We start from the raw sequence: 18840 nt of genomic DNA, 5'->3' as shown, positions 1-18840 counted from the left end.
ATAAAATCTATATGGTTTTTTTAGTGGAATTACTATTAGCTTAGAGAAGTAAAACTCAACTTCTACTCCACCATTTCTCCATGCGCCTTCGCATCACCTTTTTTACCATCTGGCTGAATCACGATAGGTAGTACCAGCCCTTTGGCAAAGTCATCAGACAGCACATAATCATAGCGACTGGCAGCGACATCAGGCGTGGTATGGATGATAAGCGTCATCTCATTGCCATCGGTTAGCTCGTGTGAGACATAGGTTTCGCTGAGTTGATCTAATGCTTTCGATAGTGCTTCGTTGCTTGCCATGCTCACCGTCAGATTATGCTGAGCAGTCGCAGCGTCCACTTTGAAGTAATCTGCATAGTCTCGGACGTTTTGACTATCGATGGCAAACGGATACTTATAGTTGGTAGGGTCAGCAGGCTTTTCACCACTATCTACCAGTGACCAATCGATGGTGTCGGCTGCTGGTTTGCCTTCTGGTGTTGAAGAGTCTGCTGCTGTCTCAGACGTTTGCTCAGCGGCATCGATAGAATCGGTAGCGTTATCGCAGCCTGTCAGCGCCCACATGCTTGCCGTTGCAATTACCATCATACTTATCAGACGCTTTGCCATCGAGTTACCCTTTTGATTGTTGGTCATGATTGATTTGCTCTACCTGCTATTTTGACAGCTTTCTTGGTGCTTCTCTAGCGAAATACATTAGATGGTAAGTTTTGATATAGTCCAATCCTCTATAAAAGAATGACAGCGTTAACCTCGCTTGAAGTATCACAGTTACAACTGCGCTCGGCTGCCTTGTACTACTTTTAAATTGAATCAACTATATAGTCAAGTCTATATAAATCCGCTACATCGTCATCCTCGCTAAGCATACTGATGTATAACTTGCACTCGGTTTCCTTGCATCGAAATTATATTGAACTGACTATACAACTATCTATCTGATACTGATTTTTATAGCCACCTTTATACACGTATCAAACGAACACGCATAAAAAAGCAGCCACTATTTAATGACTGCTTTTTGTCTATTACGACTACTTGTCTATTACGATATGAGCGTATCTTTAACTGATTAGATTTGGCAGTTTACTTGGTATTCTTTACCATCAGCCCACTTCATCGCAAAAATACCTTTGTCACCTTTCATGTGCCATGCATAGACGACCTCTGGGTTTGAGTCGTTTACATAGCTTGCGACTTCGCCTTTCACTTTACCGTTTAGGATGATTGGCTGCTCGGCCCATTTTACTTTTGGTAAGGTAGCGTTGAGCATCACTTGTTCTTTGTTGATAGATTGCTTTGCCATGATTTTGCTGTCATCGGTACAGGTGTATGGTGCTGGTGCCATACGATCATAGGCAGCGGTTACTTTTTCTGGAACTGGCGTATCAGTTGCATCTGGGGTAGTGGGTGCGGTAGTCGCACAAGCGCTCAATAAGGCAAGGACTGGTAGGGTGGTCGCAATTTTAGTTATCATTTTCATAGTGCTCTCCAAAGCTTTTCGCTGATGTCATTTACTTGTTCTTAATGATGCGTTTAGCATATGAGGGTTATAGTAGCGAAAACGAACTATTTCAATGTTAGAAATTGTTCATTACCTGTTAGCTTCGTTACCCAACCGCTGTCTAATGTAACTTGCAATTTGCGACATGGTGAAAAGTAAGCCGTGTTAGCTATGAAGTGCGCGTCTATAAAATTAGCGCATAAAAAAGCGTCTATCAACGAGTGGCCGATAGGCGCTTTTTTTACTTAACACGCTCTAGATTGAGCATGCATTTCTATACTATGAACACTACTTAGTTTTACGCGGTGGCAGACCAGTATGCTGAGTCTGGAAATTGCCTTTGCTGACTTTCTTCTTACTGTTTTTACCGACAGCATTTTTACCCGCTGCACCTTTAGCTGACACACTGTTGTTTGACGAGCCATTACTACGCTTCACTGAGTCATTGCCAACACGGCTATTCTTTTTGCGCGCTGATTGGTAAGTATCTTGCGCGGCATCACGCCCTTCTAAACTGGCGTTAAATGGTGGAATCAAGCAACCACGGTTTTTACCAATCAAGTCACTACGACCCATGTCTTGTAAGGCTTTACGTAATAATACCCAGTTTTTTGGATCATGGTAGCGTAAGAACGCTTTATGCAATTTGCGCTGCTTGCCAGACTTGACGATATCCATGTCACCTTCATCACGGCTGACCTTATGTAGCGGATCTTTGTGCGTGTGATACATGGTAGTCGCGGTCGCCATTGGGCTTGGATAAAACGCCTGTACTTGGTCAGCACGGTAGCCATTACTTTTGAGCCAAAGCGCAAGGTTCATCATATCTTCATCTTTGGTACCCGGATGGGCGGCGATGAAGTAAGGAATCAGATATTGCTCTTTGCCTGCTTCTTGGCTGAACTGCTCAAACATGGCTTTGAACTGATCATAGCTGCCCATGCCAGGTTTCATCATCTTCGATAGCACACCTTCTTCAGAGTGCTCAGGCGCAATCTTGAGGTAACCACCGACGTGATGACTGACCAATTCTTTCACATATTCAGGATCTTTTACTGCCAAGTCATAACGTAAGCCTGAAGCAATCAGGATTTTTTTCACGCCTTTGATATCACGTGCCTTGCGATATAGCTTGGTCAAATTACTATGATCGGTAATCAGGTTTTCGCAGACGTCAGGATAGACACAAGATGGCTTACGGCAGTTCTTCTCAATGGTCTCGTCTTTACAGCTGAGGCGATACATATTAGCAGTCGGGCCACCAAGATCAGATATCACACCAGTAAAGTTCGGTGCGGTATCTCGAATCGCTTCTACTTCGCGCAAGATCGAATCTTCTGAACGGCTCTGGATAATACGGCCTTCGTGCTCAGTGATCGAGCAGAAGGTACAACCACCAAAACAGCCGCGCATGATATTGACCGAAAATTTAATCATGTCATAAGCAGGGATACGCGCATCGCCATAGCTTGGATGCGGCAGGCGTGCATACGGCAAGTCAAACACATAATCCATCTCTTCTGTCGAGAGTGGCACTGGTGGCGGATTGAGCCAAACGTCGATAGAGGTATGCGAGTTACCAGCACCGCTACTATGACGTTGCACGAGCGCACGGGCGTTACCTGGATTGGTCTCTAAATGCAGAATACGACTTGCATGAGCATAAAGCACAGGGTCCGATTTGACATGCTCATAATCAGGCAGACGAATCACCGTTTCCTCACGGGGCGGCATCTTGATCTTGTGCTTGCGTGCGGTCTTTGGCTTATCAAAGCCGCGCATTTGCACTACTTGCGTGTCGGTGTCTACTTGATTGGCGTTGATGACTTTATTGGCAACTGGCTCAGCGACGAAGCCCTGATATTGCGATGACATAGATGACGGCATGGCTTGGCCAACAGGCGAGTCCGATGGTTTGTTCTGCTCAATTGAACAGCTATCAACGTCTTCGGTCATCACATAAGGGTTGATGATTGGATCGACACGGCCAACGGTATCAACATCATTACTGGCGACTTCTGTCATGTCCGATTGCCAATGACGGCGAGTCGGTGTCAACAGATAAGAGGTGCCACGCAGTTTACTCATTTGCTCAAAGCTATAGCCTTTAGACAGACCATGTACCACATCGACGATCGCACGCTCAGCATTACCATATAGTAAGACATCAGCACGCGCATCCAGCAAGATACTACGGCGGACTTTGTCTGACCAATAATCATAATGAGCGATACGGCGTAGACTGCCCTCAATACCGCCCAAGATAATTGGCACATCAGGATAGGCTTCACGGCAGCGCTGGCTATAGACGATAGCTGCGCGGTCAGGGCGTTTGTTTGCTACATTGCCAGGAGAGTAAGCATCATCGCTACGGATTTTACGATCTGCGGTATAGCGGTTGATCATGCTGTCCATGTTGCCCGCGGTCACGCCATACGCATAGACGGGTTTGCCCAATTCCATAAAGGCGTCTTTGCTCTTCCAATCTGGCTGCGCGATGATACCAACACGAAAGCCTTGCGACTCAAGCAAGCGACCGATAATCGCCATACCAAAGCTTGGATGATCGACATAGGCATCACCTGAGATGATGATGACGTCACAAGCATCCCAGCCTAGATCGTCCATCTCTTTGCGGCTCATCGGCAGATAAGGCGCTGGCTCGTAGCAGCTCGCCCAGTGTTTGTCATAATCGTAAAGTGGCTTGGTGCCTTGTTTAAAGGCAGTGCGGGCGATGGTATCGGCAGACATGGGCGGACCTGTTAATTAGAAAAATGGCACTAAAAATACAGCCCTTATTACCCAATGATAATAAAGGCGAATTTAAAAGCGCTCATTTTAACATGAATCGCCTTCACTATGCGACCTATTCTATGAGTGGCGATTGCCGATAAGTTATTGATAGCGTGAGATAAACTGCTCATGCAAAGTAAGCTGCCAGCACCACGAGATAATAGTAAAAATAGCTTAGCTATAACTGTCACGCTGTTATTTTCATCACTAATTCTATAAAGGTCATTATCAGCTTCATAAAACTTATTGTTAACGAGCATTCTCTGTCCTAGTTCAATTTATGCTCATATCGTTGCAAGCATCATTATCAAAATACTGTTTTTTCTGAAACTGGTCATTTGTTCTCTTGCATTTTTAACTTGCTTTAATTGCTAATAATAGATTTTGGCACAGGTTTTGCTCCAACCCTGTTAGGGCTTATTTGTGTGCATCAATGAGTAAAAATAGTGCATCGATAACATTTGAATAGCTGGATAAGTGTTTGGAGATAAAATGAGAACATCATCTGTTGGACTGGACACGATAAAGACATTATTAAAACTATTACAACCATTAAAACTATCGCTAAGTAATAGGCTGGTGCTAAGTACAGTATTGTTTGCAGCAATGGGTAGCGCCCAAGCTGCTGAGGCCGACACATTGACCGTGGCACAGCTGCTCGAATATCAAAATATCGCTTGGATTATCTGGGGCGGGGTATTGGTGTTCTTTATGCAGGCAGGTTTTGCTCTACTTGAGAGCGGATCAGTACGAGCGAAAAACGCGGTAAACGTGATGATGAAAAATTACACTGACATGTGTATCGGCGGTCTAGCGTTCTACTTGGTGGGTTTTGGGCTGATGATGGGTACCAATCACTCCGGATTTGTCGGCACGGATCACTTTATGCCAGTCGCGTTATCCAATATGGACTGGGCATTGATGTTTTTTCAGATGATGTTTGCAGCGACAGCAGTGACCATTGCTAGTGGTGCGATGGCAGAGCGCGTCTCTTTTATTGGTTATGCGGTGGCAGCATGTTTGATCTGCTTGTTTATCTATCCTGTATTTGCCAGTTGGGTGTGGGGTGGTTATTTCGGCGGTACTGGTTGGCTAACTGAGCTTGGTTTTATTGATTTTGCTGGGTCTACTGTCGTGCACTCTATCGGTGGCTGGTTGGCATTGGCAGGCATCTTGGTTATCGGTCCAAGGCTAGGCCGCTTTGCCCCTGATGGTACGCCAAGACTCATCGCAGGGCATAACATGACGTTGCTGGCGCTTGGCGGATTTATCTTATGGTTTGGCTGGTTCGGGTTCAATGCTGGGTCGACATTATCTATCACGGGCAATATTGGTTTAATCGCAGTCAATACTTTTGTCGCAGCAGTCAGTGCGGTGGTGAGCTATATGCTTATCTCCCGATCGCTCAACAAAGCCATTTTACTGAGCGATAGTGTCAATGCCAGTTTGATTGGTCTGGTATCGATTACTGCAGGTTGTGCGACGACGACGCCTGTCTTTGCCATTATTATCGGTGGCATTGCTGCTGTCGTATATATTTTATCATCGCAAGCGCTATTAAAATTTAAGGTAGATGATGTGGTCTCGGCAGTGGCAGTACATGGTTTTGGCGGGGCATGGGGTACGCTCGCAGCAGGATTGTTTTATACAGGAGATTTGTTTAACTTATCACGGCTTGGCGTACAAGCGCTGGGTGTTGGCGTGGCGTTATGTTGGGGGCTGGGATTGGGGCTAGTGATGTATAAGCTGATTGATCTAAGCTTCGGGTTAAAAGCAAGCCGATTACATGAGCAGCGTGGCCTTGATTATACCGAGCATGCTGAGCTTGGTTACCCTGAATTTCAGAAGCAAATGTTTGATTCCAAGAGTTTAACTGAGCGGCATTTATAGGAGAGAGCTGATGAACATTGATACTCAATCCGTAGACCAAGCTGTGACTGCGATGGCAGAAGTACTTGCCGATTATCTACATCCTGAAGAGGTGCGGCTGCTTAAATCACAGTGGCAGCGATACTCGACTGTCTCTGTAAAAATGATGCAACAGTGCGTCTTGGATGCGACAAGGCGCTATCCTGAGCTGCAAGCTCATAAGTCTGATATTAGGAAAGGCTTTTGGGCTACGTTGCAAGCGGACAGTCAGCAGACAATTGAGTCTGATAGTCACAATAGCCATAATGGTCATAATAAAGCAATCAAAGCGCCAATCCCTGTATCTGAGCTAGTTTTGGCGTTTTATACTGTCATAGAAGCGCTGCGTAGCCAGCTATCAGAAACAGAAAGTCGCAATCTATTTCTGACCATGCACCAAACTGTTTCGCAAGAGCGCACCTTCAAAGGGCATAGTCTTAACATCAGTCAGTTTTTGGAAGGCAATCGCCCGTCTGTACCTGATAATGAGCACCTGTTAAATAATTTGATGCAGCTGGCTTATGTATGCTTATGCGATGTTGCAGGCCCTGTCGAAGCAGATGAGATGATGTTTCGAGCGGCAGAGAAGGCAAAACAAAATTACCCGAAAACATTGGTCGAAAAGTTATTCTAAGATATTAAGCAGGCACGTTACGAGCAAGTACGGATATCGCCTCGTAACGTACCTCATGGTTTCAGTTGAGCCAGTGCGTTGGCTGATAGATTTTAATTATCTAATAGCTGAAGTGGGAAAGTCACTACATCAAATGCAAGGGCAAAGGGCAGCAGCACCAGTTTTTGTGCGCTATTTGGTCCATGACGGTTTGTGTTTTTTTGCTGCGTTTGAGTATAAAAGCTTACCGTATAAGGCTTGGTTAGAGCGCGATAATTTGACTGAATCAAGCTTAAATTACTGACCTGCGGGTAGATAGCGCCTTTTACAGGAACATTAAAACAAAAACGCTGGGCACCAATACGTTGATCGCTCGCTGAGGTGCACTCTTTACCGTTATTTTGCAAAAAGAACTGATAATCTGAGCGTCCAAATTCATCTTTTAATTTAGCATAAGACAATTTCATCTCACCTTGGAAGTACCCATCATTATTGGGTACATGAAAGCTCATGTCGTTATCCACTTGAATATTTTTTTGCGTGAGATTACTCAGTAAGTTCACCATTTCTGTCCCACCTTGGGTGAGGACGTAGCTGTTCTTTTCTCCTACGATAACCATTGACGCGTTTGGCATTTTTGGTAACGCCTGAGCAGGACGACCAAAGGCAACAATTTGATCTTCAGACAGTATCTGCTTCGTCGTGTTCGTAGTGATATGTCCGCTATTTTCTAATAGTGAGCTGGTCGCACAGCCTGAGCTGGCTAGTACCGCAGCAAACAAAGCACCTGCTATTACCATTTTTGGATTTGATCGTTTGAGTAACGCTTGCGTGTTCTTGTTATCAGCGTTTGTATGGTCAGTCATGGTTAGGCTTCCTTGTCTAAAAAATAGGCTCATGAATCAGCTATTAGAATTTAATTTCCAGCGAACGTTTAACGATATCGTACAGGGTTTAGAGGTAACTTAGCTACTTATCATCCATCGTCATATGATAGACAACTTCAGCTTAGACGGATTAATTATAATTAATCTAGGGTAATTTTAGTTCCACTCTTAGTAAAGTTCATCACAAATTGGCTTTTAAAATTGCGCACATTATTTTCGTAAGTCAGTAAGCTGCGGGTGAACTGATGATAGTCACTCATGTTTTTTGCATTTACCATGAGCATAAAATCAAAATCACCTGATACTTCATAACAGCTCATGATTCGCGATTGCGCATCCATCAAGCGCTCAAACCGATGTTGCATTGAGGTATTAGAGCGCTCCATTTCTATCATCACTACGGCTGTCAGGCCATAACCCACTTTGTCAGGATTGACGATGGCGACTTGTTTGGTAATCACGTCACTATCTATTAGCGCTTGTATACGCCGCTGCGCTGTCGCAATGGATACATGCACTCGCTCTGCGACAGTTTTGAGCGGTAATGTCGCATCATCTTGCAGCAAGTTCAAAATAGCTTTATCAATATTATCTAAAGTATGGCTCATATCAGGACATCCTTAACAGCAGAGTTTTCTATCGATTTTTATAAATATTATCACTAAAAATTTTAATATAAGAAAATAACGATTTATATGATATCTATTTGAGATATTTATTCATCAATGAGCTTATATAGAGATAATATATCAAATCACCCTAGTAAAATAGACTATACCAATCAGAACTGCTTTAAAAAAAGAGCTAGCAATTGGTTTTTATCATCTATTAATAGCTACGGTGCTTATCATGTCTATCTCAATGCTCTCCAATGTATTCGCTAATACGCTAGCAACGACTGTTGCACGTTTGCCACTACCTGCGATTTGGACGACAGGTAGCGCACAACAACGTACATTAATATTAGGGGTGTCTTTTGCCATACTGTCCAATGTGCTATTTGGCGTACTCTATGCGTATAGCAGTTTTTTATCGCCATTATCAGGGACGCAGGTTTTTATCTGGCGCATGCTCGCGATGTGGGCAGCGTTGGTCGGATACTTAATGATAAGTGGGCGTCTAGGATTGCACATCGATAAATTGAAAGCGTTAAAAGGCGCTAAGCAGTGGGCTTGGTTGCTATTACCTACACCGATATTTCTGAGTCAATTTTGGTTGTTTATGTGGGCGCCAGTGAATGGGCAAGGTGTGCAAACTGCGATGGGATACTTCTTATTCCCGTTAATGATGGTGGTGTTTGGTTGTGTCCTCTTTGGCGAAAAACTAAGCCGTTTGCAATGGTTGGCAGTGGCCTTTGCTGCATTAGGCGTAGGTAGCGAATTTATTCGTACCCAAAGTGTCTCTTGGGCGACGCTATGGGTATGCGGTACGTATCCTATTTACTACATTTTACGCCGACTGCAGGGAATTGGAGCCGTAACTGGGTTGTTGGTTGATTTAACGATATTTGCGCCCTTTGCGCTGGCTTACTTGTTCTTCTTTGCCCCAAGCAGTTTGGTATTGGTTAGCGGCTCTGGTTTCTTTATCATGATGCTGGTAGGTTTGGGTGTGCTCAGTGTCTTGGCGATGAAGACCAATATTGATGCCAGTCAAATGCTACCAGTCAATGTCTATGGCATGATGAGCTATTTGGAGCCTGCGTTGCTATTTATTTTGGCAGTGACCGTACTAGGCAATCCGTTCGAGTCAGCGATGATTTATAGCTATGGTCTGATTTGGCTAGGTATTGGGTGTTTGATTGCTCATGGTGTTAGGCAATTACGTCAGGCTAGTAGAAAGAAAGCATTATCCTTGAAAGAGCAAATGGCATAGTAGAATGGATTGCCAAGTTCTTATATGAAATGTTATTGGTAAGCAAAGCTGTATGGTGATATATATAAATATCGTAGACGAAAAAAAAGGACGCTCAGTAAATATTGAGTCGTCCTTTTTTATATAGATTAAAAAACGCTTAATCTAAATGCTGTTTGAAACCGCGCTGCTTATCACGTTCCCAGTCACGATCTTTTAGGGTTTTACGTTTGTCATGCTGCTTTTTACCCAAGGCTAGGCCAATTTGGCATTTCACCAATGAGTTTTTCCAGTAACAAGATAGCGGTACACAAGCGTAGCCTTTCTGATTGATTGCCCCAGATAGTTTCTCGATTTCACGACGGTTCAGTAGTAGTTTACGGGTACGAATACTGTCTGGACTAACGTGTGTTGAGCTCGATAGTAATGGCTGAATGTGCGCCCCAAATAAGAAGGCTTCGTTATTGCGGAATATGACATACGCTTCAGTAATCGTCATTTTTCCTGCACGAATGGCCTTAACTTCCCAACCTTGTAACGCCAGTCCTGCCTCAAAGGTTTCTTCGATAAAATACTCATGACGCGCCTTTTTATTGGCGCAAATCTGATTATCTGGCTTTTTTGATTTTTTTGACATAATTTCTCCATAAGGATGACCTAAAACACAGGCTCCTTATTTAATCAGTTCCACTAATTCCTCATCCTAATCCAATAACTAGTCTTGTTTTTTATTTCGATTATGAGATGGATGAGTCGAACTGTCTATTGTATCAAAGCCTCTGATGAAAAGGTAAATCAGCTGTTAGGACAAATGTAGCAGATAAGTATTAAGTTTGAGCAAAATTTGCTAGCATATGGCCTAATATTACCGATTATATCAGTCATGCTATGAGCCACTCTATTTCTCCCAATTCCTCAAAGCTACATACCAAAATCCTATACCCTGGTACCTTTGATCCTATTACCAATGGTCATGTAGATTTGGTCACACGCGCCGTCAACCTATTTGATGAGGTTGTTATCGCGGTTGCCTCAGGCCATCATAAAAAACCTTTGTTCAATTTTGAAGAGCGCGTGGCTTTGGTCGAAACCGTATTTGCAGATTTACCGCAGGTATCTGTGATTGGTTTTGAAGGTCTACTTGTTGATTTCATGCGTGAAAAAAACGCCACGGCAGTTTTGCGTGGCTTGCGAGCGATGTCAGATTTTGAGTACGAGTTTCAGCTAGCCAATATGAATCGTGAGCTTGATGAAAACTTTGAGGCGGTATTCTTGACCCCCTCTCAAAATTACTCCTTTATCTCATCTACCATGATTCGCGAAATTGCCAAGCTTGGCGGTGACGTCAATAAATTCGTTCCACCCTGTGTTTTGCAAGCATTCGACAAAAAGTTAAATATTAAATAAAAAATGCTGCATCAAAGATATGCTGTTAGCACTTGCTAAAATAGTAAGGAGCAGCCATATATGACTGATATAAGCAAAAATATAAGGAACAGTTCATGGCACTATTAATCACTGATGAGTGCATCAACTGTGATGTGTGCGAGCCTGCTTGCCCCAATGAAGCCATCTCAGAAGGGGATGATATCTATGTCATCGACCCTGATCTATGTACAGAATGTGTCGGACATTTTGACGAGCCACAATGCGTTGTGATTTGCCCAGTCGACTGTATTCCTCACGATCCCAATCATGTCGAGACTGAAAGCGACCTGCTATCTAAATACAAACGTATTACGGGTCAATAGAGTATTTATAAGCGATTGATGACGCTGAGATTTACAGCGTTTTAGGGATGATACGATGACCATGGAAACAATAACCACGCAAACAACAACCACGCAATCCATCCAAGTCGTAAATGACTTCGATCAGCAACATCTTTGGCACCCTTATGCCAGCCTGCCACCCACTTATTCTAATATCGTAATCGATCGCGCTGAAGGTGTTTATATCATCACCGAAGATGGCAGGCGCCTGATCGATGGTATGTCGTCATGGTGGGCGAGCGTTCATGGTTATAACCATCCAAAACTGAATGAAGCATTGACTCAACAATTGGGTAAAATGGCGCATGTTATGTTTGGTGGGTTAACCCATCAGCCAGCGATAGATTTGGGCAAAAAACTGCTCGACATTGTACCTGCTGGACTTGATGCAATTTTTTATGCGGACAGTGGTAGTATCGCGGTAGAAGTAGCACTAAAAATGGCGTTGCAGTATCAAGTGGCTGCCAAGCGCCCAAATAAGCAACAATTTGCATCAACCCACTCAGGGTATTACGGAGATACGTGGCATGCGATGAGTGTCTGTGATCCGGTCAATGGTATGCACAGCTTATATGGCAAGCAGTTACCGATGCAGCATTTTGTTCCTGCACCGCCCATTGGCTTTAATCGCGCATTGACAGTAGATGAGCGTGAATCATTAACTCAGTTTTTTGTAGAGCATGGCGAACAGCTGGCGGGTTTTATCATTGAGCCAATTATTCAGGGCGCAGGCGGGATGCGTTTTTATAATCCTGAATATCTACAATTGCTGCGTCAACTGTGTGATGAGCATGATGTACTACTGATTGCGGATGAAATCGCTACTGGGTTTGGGCGTAGTGGTAAATTGTTTGCATGTGAACATGCAGCTATTAGCCCTGATATCATGACCATTGGCAAGGCTTTGACGGGTGGCTATATGACTTTTGCCGCCACGCTATGTACCCGCAAAATTGCCGATACCATTCATAATAGTGACTATCCAGCGCTGATGCATGGCCCAACCTTTATGGGCAATCCACTGGCTTGTGCAGTTGCGTGTGCATCGATTGATTTGATTATGTCTTATGATATTGAAGCGCGTACTGCAAACATGCAAACTATTATGGAAAAGCAGCTAGCGCTAGCTGTGTTGCTAGAAGGCGTGGCAGAAGTGCGCTGCTTAGGTGCAGTGGCTGTGATTGAGTTAAATGACGCTGTTGATATGCCAATCTTTCAGGCTTTATTGATTGAGAATGGTATTTGGGTCAGACCATTTGGCAAATTGGTGTATATCATGCCGCCTTATGTCATCACCAATGATGAGCTTGTGATTTTATGCCAATCGTTACTACATGTAGTGACAATTTATCTTGCGCAAGCATCAAACTCAGCTTCGAGTATTAAAGTTTAATCATAAAACTCCCTGCATTACAGACCAGTCAATTTATTTTATAAGGTGAGCTATGAGTGTTTTATTTGTCTCAGGTATTGATACCGATATTGGTAAAACCTACGCCACTGGTATGATTGCAAAGGCACTAATGCAGCAAGGCATCAATGTCATTACTCAAAAGCTGGTACAAACGGGCGTGGCGATGAATGCCAATACTGGCGAGATTAGCATTGCTGACGATATCATAGCGCATCGTCAATTAATGAGCATTCCTTTACAGCCATGTGATCTTGATTTTACCACTTGTGCTCATCGCTATGAAAAGCCTGCATCACCGCACTTAGCTGCTCGTTTATCAGGGGAGGTGCTAGATCCTGAACTGATTACTAATGCCACCAAACGATTGCAAGCTGAGTATGACTTGGTATTACTAGAAGGTGCGGGCGGCTTGTTAGTACCGATCACCGAGCAGCTGCTTACATTAGAATATGTCGCTGCCCAAGGATATCCAATTATTCTTGTGACCTCAGGCCGATTAGGTAGTATTAATCATACTTTGCTCAGTTTAGAGGCAATATCGTCGCGCGGATTGCAGGTTCATAGTGTGATTTATAATCATATCCATGATAATGCTGACAATACGGATACCGAGATAGCGAATAGCACCGTAGGCTTTCTACAAAATTATTTAGCTGCAAATTATCCTAAGGCGTATTGGGTACAGATACCGTCTCTAAAAAATAAAGTGTCTGTTAGTATAGAGATGCTTAATACCGAAACGCTGTCAGAAAATGATTGTTTATCTTTGCCCAAAGGTTTTATTTGACCTATTTGTGCTGATGCTAAAAATAAATCCAAAAGACGTTCGCACTCTGCCATAAGTTTGTTATACTAGCGCGCTTGGTAGGCTAGGCAATCGCCGCTGCACACTGGCAACAGATGAGCAGGGGAGGAAAGTCCGGGCTACATAGGGCAGCGTGCCAGCTAACGGCTGGGCAGGGTAACTTGACGACCAGTGCAGCAGAGAGTAGACCGCCTTTGGCTTATATGAGTATCGCAAGATGTTCATGTCATCGGTAAGGGTGAAAGGGTGCGGTAAGAGCGCACCGCGTGGCTGGCAACAGTTCACGGCATGGTAAACTCCACGCGTAGCAAGACCAAATAGGCATCGGCATGGCGCGGCCCGCGTTCGATGCGGGTAGGTTGCTTGAGCGTACGAGCGATTGTACGCCTAGAGGAATGATTGTCCACGACAGAACCCGGCTTATCGGTTTACCAAACCTTTTTTACTGTTTATTGTAGTAATAGTTGTAATTAATCTGAATTAAATTCGTTTTTTTACAAAAAATGCTTATTAGGGGTTGACGGCAGTCAACAGCTTGGGCATAATGTGCAGCCTAAAACGGCGATGTAGCTCAGCTGGTTAGAGCGCATGACTCATAATCGTGAGGTCAAGAGTTCAAGTCTCTTCATCGCCACCATATATAGCAGTACGAAAAACCAATCTATCGAGATTGGTTTTTTTTTGCCTAGAATAAATGATCTTCTCAAGATTTCCTATCAGTTCTTAATATACTAGACATTCTCTATAAGTATTAAGTTTTTTTCATTTCATCTGCAAGTCACATCTCTTCTAACAAAATCGCCTTACTTTGCAGTGGAAAACTGCTAGAATACTCTTTTATGTCTGCGCATAAGAGTTAATGTGCTTGGCTATAGGTTTTAGACGGTAGTATTAGCCCGATCGGCTTGTTATAACGGTTAACCTTCAAAGAGTACAAGCACGTTATCAATTGCATCTGACAGTATTTATTTTTTAGTTTTATTACTCTATCACCCTTAATTTAGTAGGCGCTTTGTGACTGCATTAGCCAATATTCGTAACTTTTCAATCATTGCCCACATTGATCATGGTAAGTCGACGCTTGCCGATCGTTTTATTCAGATGTGCGGTGCCTTGCAAGATCGCGAGATGCAGGCGCAGGTACTCGACTCAATGGATATTGAGCGTGAGCGCGGTATCACTATCAAAGCACAGTCAGTAACACTGTTTTATGATCATCCAAATGGTGAGCGCTATCAGCTTAACTTTATTGATACCCCTGGTCACGTTGACTTCTCATATGAAGTATCGCGTTCATTAGCAGCTTGTGAAGGTGCGCTGTTGGTTGTTGATGCCGCTCAAGGCGTGGAAGCGCAGTCAGTGGCCAATTGCTATACAGCCGTTGATCAAGGCTTAGAAGTCATGGCGGTGTTAAATAAGATTGATTTGCCGCAAGTTGAGCCTGAGCGCGTCATTCAAGAAATTGAAGATATTATCGGTATCGATGCCGTTGACGCACCGCGAGTATCAGCCAAATCTGGTCTTGGTGTTGATAAGCTGCTAGAAGCGCTAGTAGAGTTTATTCCGGCACCAACTGGTGATCGTGAAGCGCCACTCCAAGCACTAATTATTGACTCTTGGTTCGATAATTATTTGGGCGTGGTCTCATTGGTACGGGTGCGTGAAGGTACTATACGTAAAGGTGACAAATTATATATCAAATCGACTCAAGAGGCACATCTGGTTGGCTCGATTGGTGTCTTTACGCCTAAGCCTGTAGATACGGGTGTTTTAGAAGCAGGGGAAGTCGGCTTTGTAATTGCGGGTATTAAGGATATTGCCGGAGCACCAGTAGGCGACACTATCACTCATGCTAAGACCCCTGATGTGGATCGTATCCCAGGCTTTAAACAAGTCACACCACAAGTCTATTCTGGTATGTTCCCAGTGGATTCGAGTGATTTTGAAAAATTCCGTGAAGCTTTGCAAAAACTGCAAATCAACGATGCTTCGCTGTTTTTTGAGCCAGATACGTCGGATGCGCTTGGCTTTGGTTTCCGTTGTGGCTTCTTGGGTATGCTGCATATGGAGATTATCCAAGAGCGTCTAGAGCGTGAATATGATTTAGATTTGATTACTACGGCGCCTTCAGTTATTTACGAAATTGAGAAAAAGAACGGTGATGTAATCTATGTAGATAATCCATCACATCTACCTGAGCCAAACAACATAGAAGAATTCCGTGAGCCAATTGCCCGCTGTCAGATTTTAGTACCGCAAGAATTCTTAGGCAATGTAATGACGCTATGTATTGAGCGTCGCGGCGTTCAGGTTGATATGCGTTTTATGGGTCGACAAGTACAGCTGATATTTGATATCCCAATGGGCGAAGTGGTTATGGATTTCTTTGATCGCCTAAAGTCGGTTTCACGTGGTTTTGCATCGCTAGATTATAACTTTGAGCGCTATCAAGCTGATAAATTGGTGAGAGTTGATGTACTAATCAATGGCGATAAAGTCGATGCCTTAGCGATGATCGTGCACGAAACCCAATCACGTTATCGTGGTAATGCACTGGTTACGAAGATGAAAGAGCTGATTCCACGTCAAATGTTTGATGTCGCCATTCAAGCGGCTATCGGTAGCCAAATCATTGGTCGTAGTACGGTAAAAGCCATGCGTAAAGACGTATTAGCAAAATGCTATGGTGGCGATGTGTCACGTAAGAAAAAGCTACTGTCTAAGCAAAAAGCTGGTAAAAAACGTATGAAACAAGTAGGTAATGTGGAAATTCCACAAGAAGCCTTCTTAGCTGTGTTGCAAGTTGATAGCTAATCATTGAGCTTAATTTAAGATAGCCATTGTAGATAACAGTCAAATGTAGTGAGTCTTATCGTAAAGGTGTTAGATAAGCCGCTCGTTAATAGGCAATTTGGTATGGATTTTGATTTTAATTTAATTTTAGTGCCGTTAACTATAGTCCTAGGAATTGTTTGGCTGTTAGATAAGCTAGCGCTCAAACAGCGCAAAACTCGTGGTCGAGGTCAGGAAGGCTTACTGGTCCGCTGGGCTTATGACTTTTTTCCTGTGTTAGCAGTGGTATTGATAGTACGCTCATTTTTAATTGAGCCATTTAATATCCCATCATCGTCTATGGTGCCGACGCTATATACGGGTGACTTTATTGCTGTCAATAAGTATGCATATGGCGTGCGCCTGCCGTTAACCTATAATAAGGTGCTGGATACTGGTGAACCTGAGCATGGTGATGTGGCAGTGTTTCGCTATCCTGAGAACCCGAGCATTTATTATATTAAACGCGTTATCGGTTTGCCTGGTGACACCGTAAGCTATAGCCAAGGCACGCTGTCTATCAATGATGTAGCTGTTGAGACTAAGTCTGTAGATTTCGCGGCAAATGCTGAACTGACCTCACAGCTATACTTACCAGGTCAGGTTGGTCCAGGGCAAGTGTTGACCGAAGAGAGTGCTTCTGCAATGGGTCAGCAAGAAGAAGATGTGGCACAATATTTTGAAGAAGTACAAGGTGACAACAAGCATCTCGTGCGCTATTTAGACGGCATGAACAGTTCACAGTACGCGCCATTTTTGCAGCAACAATCGCCAGAAGTGGTTGAGTCAGAAGGTACTGAGTGGCGCATTGACGTACCAGAAGGTCAGTATTTTGTGATGGGTGATAACCGAGATCGCAGTGCAGACGGTAGATTTTGGGGATTCGTTCCTGATGAAAACCTAGCAGGTAAAGCTGTTTATATCTGGATGCATAAGCCACCTGGTCTTAACCTACCAACCTTTGAACGTAATGGTACTATCAATTAAGATTATGAGATTGTCTAGAGGTTGATTTGTTGATAATGGTTTTATGCTAATATCGTTGCTAAATAATTAATAGCTATTTATTATTTATACACTTATTCAAAATAGTCATTTATCTTTAGAAGGATATCATAATGCAGCAATTATCTGGTTTGGCTATGCAGCGCGGCGCCAGTGTGACAAACATTGTTCTCATTATTATGCTTTTAGGTATTGCGACTAAGTTGACAGTAGCTATCGTACCAGCTCAGATTGGTGACTATCAACTGACCAAGGTATTAAGTGCACAGCTAAAAGAAGCCAATAATAATAAAGAGACAGCCAAACAGTTTGTTGAACGTGTCAACAAACAGTTATCAATTAACGCAGATTACGATACTAAAGCCGAAGACGTATTTACTTTTACCGATAAAAAAACAGGTCAATTGGCTATTTATAAAGAATATGCAGTAACTAATAACTTTTTTAGCAATGTTGACATTGTGAACCGTTTCGAAGGTAACATCGAAATGGCAACAGCAGAGTAAGCCATCATAGTACGACATAGCACCTTCATTATTTCATAAAATATATCAAATAATATTATTAAACTAAATCTGTCAAGCAGAAGGGATAACCACAAACCACGCATGAAACCAACTTCGCAACATTCCCAAGCGGTTCCTACTTCCCAAAAAAATAGTACGTCTGTTGATACGCTTGTTGTTAGCTCAGAATTTATTCAGCGGTTAGCAGTATTAACGCGTAAGTTAGGCTATGAGTTCAATGACTTGAGCCTTCCTAAACTTGCATTAACGCATCGCTCATTTGATAGCAAAAAGAACTATGAGCGCCTAGAGTTTTTAGGTGATGCACTGTTAGGGATGATTGTGGGTGAAGCTTTATATCATCGTTATCCTAGTCAAAATGAAGGGCGCTTAACGCGTATGCGTGCGACATTGGTACGCCAAGAATCGTTGGTAATTATCGCTCAAAACTTAGAGCTGTCTAACCATCTTATATTAGGGATAGGTGAGCGCAAAGGTGGCGGTCGCAATCGTGCTTCTATACTGGCCGATGCGGTAGAGTCTCTGATCGGTGCTATCTATTTAGACAGCCAAGATATGGATATTACTCGCAAATGTGTTCTCTCTTGGTATGGTGATCTGATTGATAATGTTAATGACCAAAAAGCGCTGAAGGACGCCAAGAGTCGGCTGCAAGAGTGGCTGCAATCTAAGCAGTTTGACTTGCCCAACTACGAGCTCATGGAAACGCGTGGTAATGCACCGCATCAAATTTTCGTTGTACGTTGTCATGTCAATATTAATAACTGCCCTGATATTACTGAATCTGGTGAGAGCCGCCGTATTGCTGAACAGAAAGCAGCAGAGCTTATGATTAACCAGTTACATAAATTACCCCACTCTCAACTTGAAATAAGCAAATCAAACTGAAGAGGCGGATTACCAAGTTTTTTGTTGAGTACAAAGCAT

Annotated in this window: 18 protein-coding genes, 1 tRNA gene and 1 other RNA gene; 13 read left to right on the top strand and 7 right to left on the bottom strand. The window is 43.3% G+C overall.

From position 1 onward, the window contains the following. Nucleotides 1-62: 62 nt before the first annotated feature. The 4 genes from I3249_RS06670 to I3249_RS06655 form a co-directional block, all read right to left on the bottom strand. Nucleotides 63-638, bottom strand: coding sequence for a hypothetical protein (locus tag I3249_RS06670; protein ID WP_238069208.1), 576 nt, complete (start codon nt 636-638; stop codon nt 63-65). A 436-nt stretch (nt 639-1074) separates the two neighbouring features. Beyond that, nucleotides 1075-1485 carry a hypothetical protein gene (locus tag I3249_RS06665; RefSeq protein WP_134292608.1) on the bottom strand — a complete coding sequence of 137 codons (411 nt, stop codon included), beginning with the start codon at nt 1483-1485 and terminating at the stop codon, nt 1075-1077. Nucleotides 1486-1794: 309 nt separating this feature from the next. Continuing rightward, entirely contained in the window at nt 1795-4257 is a 2463-nt protein-coding gene (locus I3249_RS06660; RefSeq protein WP_238069206.1) for a YgiQ family radical SAM protein, read from the bottom strand. A 47-nt stretch (nt 4258-4304) separates the two neighbouring features. Further along, complete coding sequence (locus I3249_RS06655; protein ID WP_238069204.1) at nt 4305-4559, bottom strand: hypothetical protein; 255 nt, start codon at nt 4557-4559, stop codon at nt 4305-4307. Between the two features lie 346 nt (nt 4560-4905). Here I3249_RS06655 and I3249_RS06650 point away from each other — a divergent pair, with 346 nt between their 5' ends. Both I3249_RS06650 and I3249_RS06645 read left to right on the top strand, forming a co-directional pair. Continuing rightward, nucleotides 4906-6189, top strand: coding sequence for an ammonium transporter (locus I3249_RS06650; protein WP_238069272.1), 1284 nt, complete (start codon nt 4906-4908; stop codon nt 6187-6189). Nucleotides 6190-6199: 10 nt separating this feature from the next. Next, nucleotides 6200-6841 carry a hypothetical protein gene (locus tag I3249_RS06645; protein WP_238069202.1) on the top strand — a complete coding sequence of 214 codons (642 nt, stop codon included), beginning with the start codon at nt 6200-6202 and terminating at the stop codon, nt 6839-6841. 92 nt (nt 6842-6933) lie between these two features. Here I3249_RS06645 and I3249_RS06640 read toward each other — a convergent pair whose 3' ends face one another. Together I3249_RS06640 and I3249_RS06635 are read right to left on the bottom strand one after the other, a co-directional pair. Continuing rightward, nucleotides 6934-7686, bottom strand: a complete 753-nt coding sequence (locus I3249_RS06640; protein ID WP_238069200.1) for a hypothetical protein — start codon at nt 7684-7686, stop codon at nt 6934-6936. Between the two features lie 161 nt (nt 7687-7847). Next, nucleotides 7848-8315 (bottom strand): Lrp/AsnC family transcriptional regulator, encoded by a 468-nt coding sequence (locus I3249_RS06635; RefSeq protein WP_101204277.1) that lies wholly within the window; start codon nt 8313-8315, stop codon nt 7848-7850. A gap of 241 nt (nt 8316-8556) precedes the next feature. On the opposite strand from I3249_RS06635, the gene rarD reads away from it, so the two are divergent. Further along, on the top strand, nt 8557-9579 hold the full coding sequence (gene rarD, locus I3249_RS06630; protein ID WP_238069199.1) for an EamA family transporter RarD: 1023 nt from the start codon (nt 8557-8559) through the stop codon (nt 9577-9579). A 139-nt stretch (nt 9580-9718) separates the two neighbouring features. On the opposite strand, the gene smpB is transcribed toward rarD, so the two are convergent. Beyond that, the gene (gene smpB, locus I3249_RS06625) at nt 9719-10195 is read right to left on the bottom strand and encodes an SsrA-binding protein SmpB (protein WP_057758370.1); all 477 of its coding nucleotides are present in this window, start codon (nt 10193-10195) and stop codon (nt 9719-9721) included. A 251-nt stretch (nt 10196-10446) separates the two neighbouring features. Here smpB and coaD point away from each other — a divergent pair, with 251 nt between their 5' ends. The 10 genes from coaD to rnc all read left to right on the top strand — a co-directional run bounded on the left by coaD (nt 10447) and on the right by rnc (nt 18801). Next, nucleotides 10447-10965 (top strand): pantetheine-phosphate adenylyltransferase, encoded by a 519-nt coding sequence (gene coaD / locus I3249_RS06620; protein WP_238069196.1) that lies wholly within the window; start codon nt 10447-10449, stop codon nt 10963-10965. A 95-nt stretch (nt 10966-11060) separates the two neighbouring features. Beyond that, a complete protein-coding gene (locus I3249_RS06615) occupies nt 11061-11309 on the top strand; it encodes a YfhL family 4Fe-4S dicluster ferredoxin (protein WP_021814308.1) in 249 nt (82 codons plus the stop codon). Between the two features lie 55 nt (nt 11310-11364). Next, on the top strand, nt 11365-12723 hold the full coding sequence (gene bioA / locus I3249_RS06610) for an adenosylmethionine--8-amino-7-oxononanoate transaminase (protein WP_238069194.1): 1359 nt from the start codon (nt 11365-11367) through the stop codon (nt 12721-12723). Nucleotides 12724-12775: 52 nt separating this feature from the next. Next, a complete protein-coding gene (bioD, locus tag I3249_RS06605) occupies nt 12776-13531 on the top strand; it encodes a dethiobiotin synthase (RefSeq protein WP_238069192.1) in 756 nt (251 codons plus the stop codon). 74 nt (nt 13532-13605) lie between these two features. Further along, nucleotides 13606-13988, top strand: an RNA gene (rnpB, locus tag I3249_RS06600) — RNase P RNA component class A. A gap of 121 nt (nt 13989-14109) precedes the next feature. Beyond that, a tRNA-Met gene (locus I3249_RS06595) sits at nt 14110-14186 on the top strand. A gap of 377 nt (nt 14187-14563) precedes the next feature. Further along, entirely contained in the window at nt 14564-16363 is a 1800-nt protein-coding gene (gene lepA / locus I3249_RS06590) for a translation elongation factor 4 (protein WP_101204270.1), read from the top strand. 102 nt (nt 16364-16465) lie between these two features. Further along, a complete protein-coding gene (gene lepB, locus I3249_RS06585; protein WP_238069190.1) occupies nt 16466-17368 on the top strand; it encodes a signal peptidase I in 903 nt (300 codons plus the stop codon). A gap of 131 nt (nt 17369-17499) precedes the next feature. After that, complete coding sequence (locus I3249_RS06580) at nt 17500-17892, top strand: DUF4845 domain-containing protein (protein ID WP_238069189.1); 393 nt, start codon at nt 17500-17502, stop codon at nt 17890-17892. A 102-nt stretch (nt 17893-17994) separates the two neighbouring features. After that, nucleotides 17995-18801: a ribonuclease III gene (rnc, locus tag I3249_RS06575; RefSeq protein WP_238069188.1), complete on the top strand. Its 807-nt coding sequence runs from the start codon at nt 17995-17997 to the stop codon at nt 18799-18801. Nucleotides 18802-18840: the final 39 nt, after the last annotated feature.

Source organism: Psychrobacter sp. Ps1 (assembly GCF_022129425.1).
Lineage (GTDB): Bacteria > Pseudomonadota > Gammaproteobacteria > Pseudomonadales > Moraxellaceae > Psychrobacter.
The sequence above is the reverse complement of the archived record's forward strand: the minus strand, read 5'-3'. Positions and strand labels throughout refer to the sequence as shown.

What these genes read in the sequence shown, in the direction of transcription:
- bioD (WP_238069192.1), top strand. Translation starts at nt 12,776, where the DNA reads ATGAGTGTTTTATTTGTCTCAGGTATTGATACCGATATTGGTAAAACC.
- smpB (WP_057758370.1), bottom strand. Translation starts at nt 10,195, where the DNA reads ATGTCAAAAAAATCAAAAAAGCCAGATAATCAGATTTGCGCCAATAAA.
- coaD (WP_238069196.1), top strand. Translation starts at nt 10,447, where the DNA reads ATGAGCCACTCTATTTCTCCCAATTCCTCAAAGCTACATACCAAAATC.
- I3249_RS06670 (WP_238069208.1), bottom strand. Translation starts at nt 638, where the DNA reads ATGACCAACAATCAAAAGGGTAACTCGATGGCAAAGCGTCTGATAAGT.
- rarD (WP_238069199.1), top strand. Translation starts at nt 8,557, where the DNA reads ATGTCTATCTCAATGCTCTCCAATGTATTCGCTAATACGCTAGCAACG.
- I3249_RS06615 (WP_021814308.1), top strand. Translation starts at nt 11,061, where the DNA reads ATGGCACTATTAATCACTGATGAGTGCATCAACTGTGATGTGTGCGAG.
- I3249_RS06635 (WP_101204277.1), bottom strand. Translation starts at nt 8,315, where the DNA reads ATGAGCCATACTTTAGATAATATTGATAAAGCTATTTTGAACTTGCTG.
- lepB (WP_238069190.1), top strand. Translation starts at nt 16,466, where the DNA reads ATGGATTTTGATTTTAATTTAATTTTAGTGCCGTTAACTATAGTCCTA.
- I3249_RS06640 (WP_238069200.1), bottom strand. Translation starts at nt 7,686, where the DNA reads ATGACTGACCATACAAACGCTGATAACAAGAACACGCAAGCGTTACTC.
- I3249_RS06660 (WP_238069206.1), bottom strand. Translation starts at nt 4,257, where the DNA reads ATGTCTGCCGATACCATCGCCCGCACTGCCTTTAAACAAGGCACCAAG.
- I3249_RS06650 (WP_238069272.1), top strand. Translation starts at nt 4,906, where the DNA reads ATGGGTAGCGCCCAAGCTGCTGAGGCCGACACATTGACCGTGGCACAG.
- I3249_RS06645 (WP_238069202.1), top strand. Translation starts at nt 6,200, where the DNA reads ATGAACATTGATACTCAATCCGTAGACCAAGCTGTGACTGCGATGGCA.
- I3249_RS06580 (WP_238069189.1), top strand. Translation starts at nt 17,500, where the DNA reads ATGCAGCAATTATCTGGTTTGGCTATGCAGCGCGGCGCCAGTGTGACA.
- I3249_RS06655 (WP_238069204.1), bottom strand. Translation starts at nt 4,559, where the DNA reads ATGCTCGTTAACAATAAGTTTTATGAAGCTGATAATGACCTTTATAGA.
- rnc (WP_238069188.1), top strand. Translation starts at nt 17,995, where the DNA reads ATGAAACCAACTTCGCAACATTCCCAAGCGGTTCCTACTTCCCAAAAA.
- I3249_RS06665 (WP_134292608.1), bottom strand. Translation starts at nt 1,485, where the DNA reads ATGAAAATGATAACTAAAATTGCGACCACCCTACCAGTCCTTGCCTTA.
- bioA (WP_238069194.1), top strand. Translation starts at nt 11,365, where the DNA reads ATGACCATGGAAACAATAACCACGCAAACAACAACCACGCAATCCATC.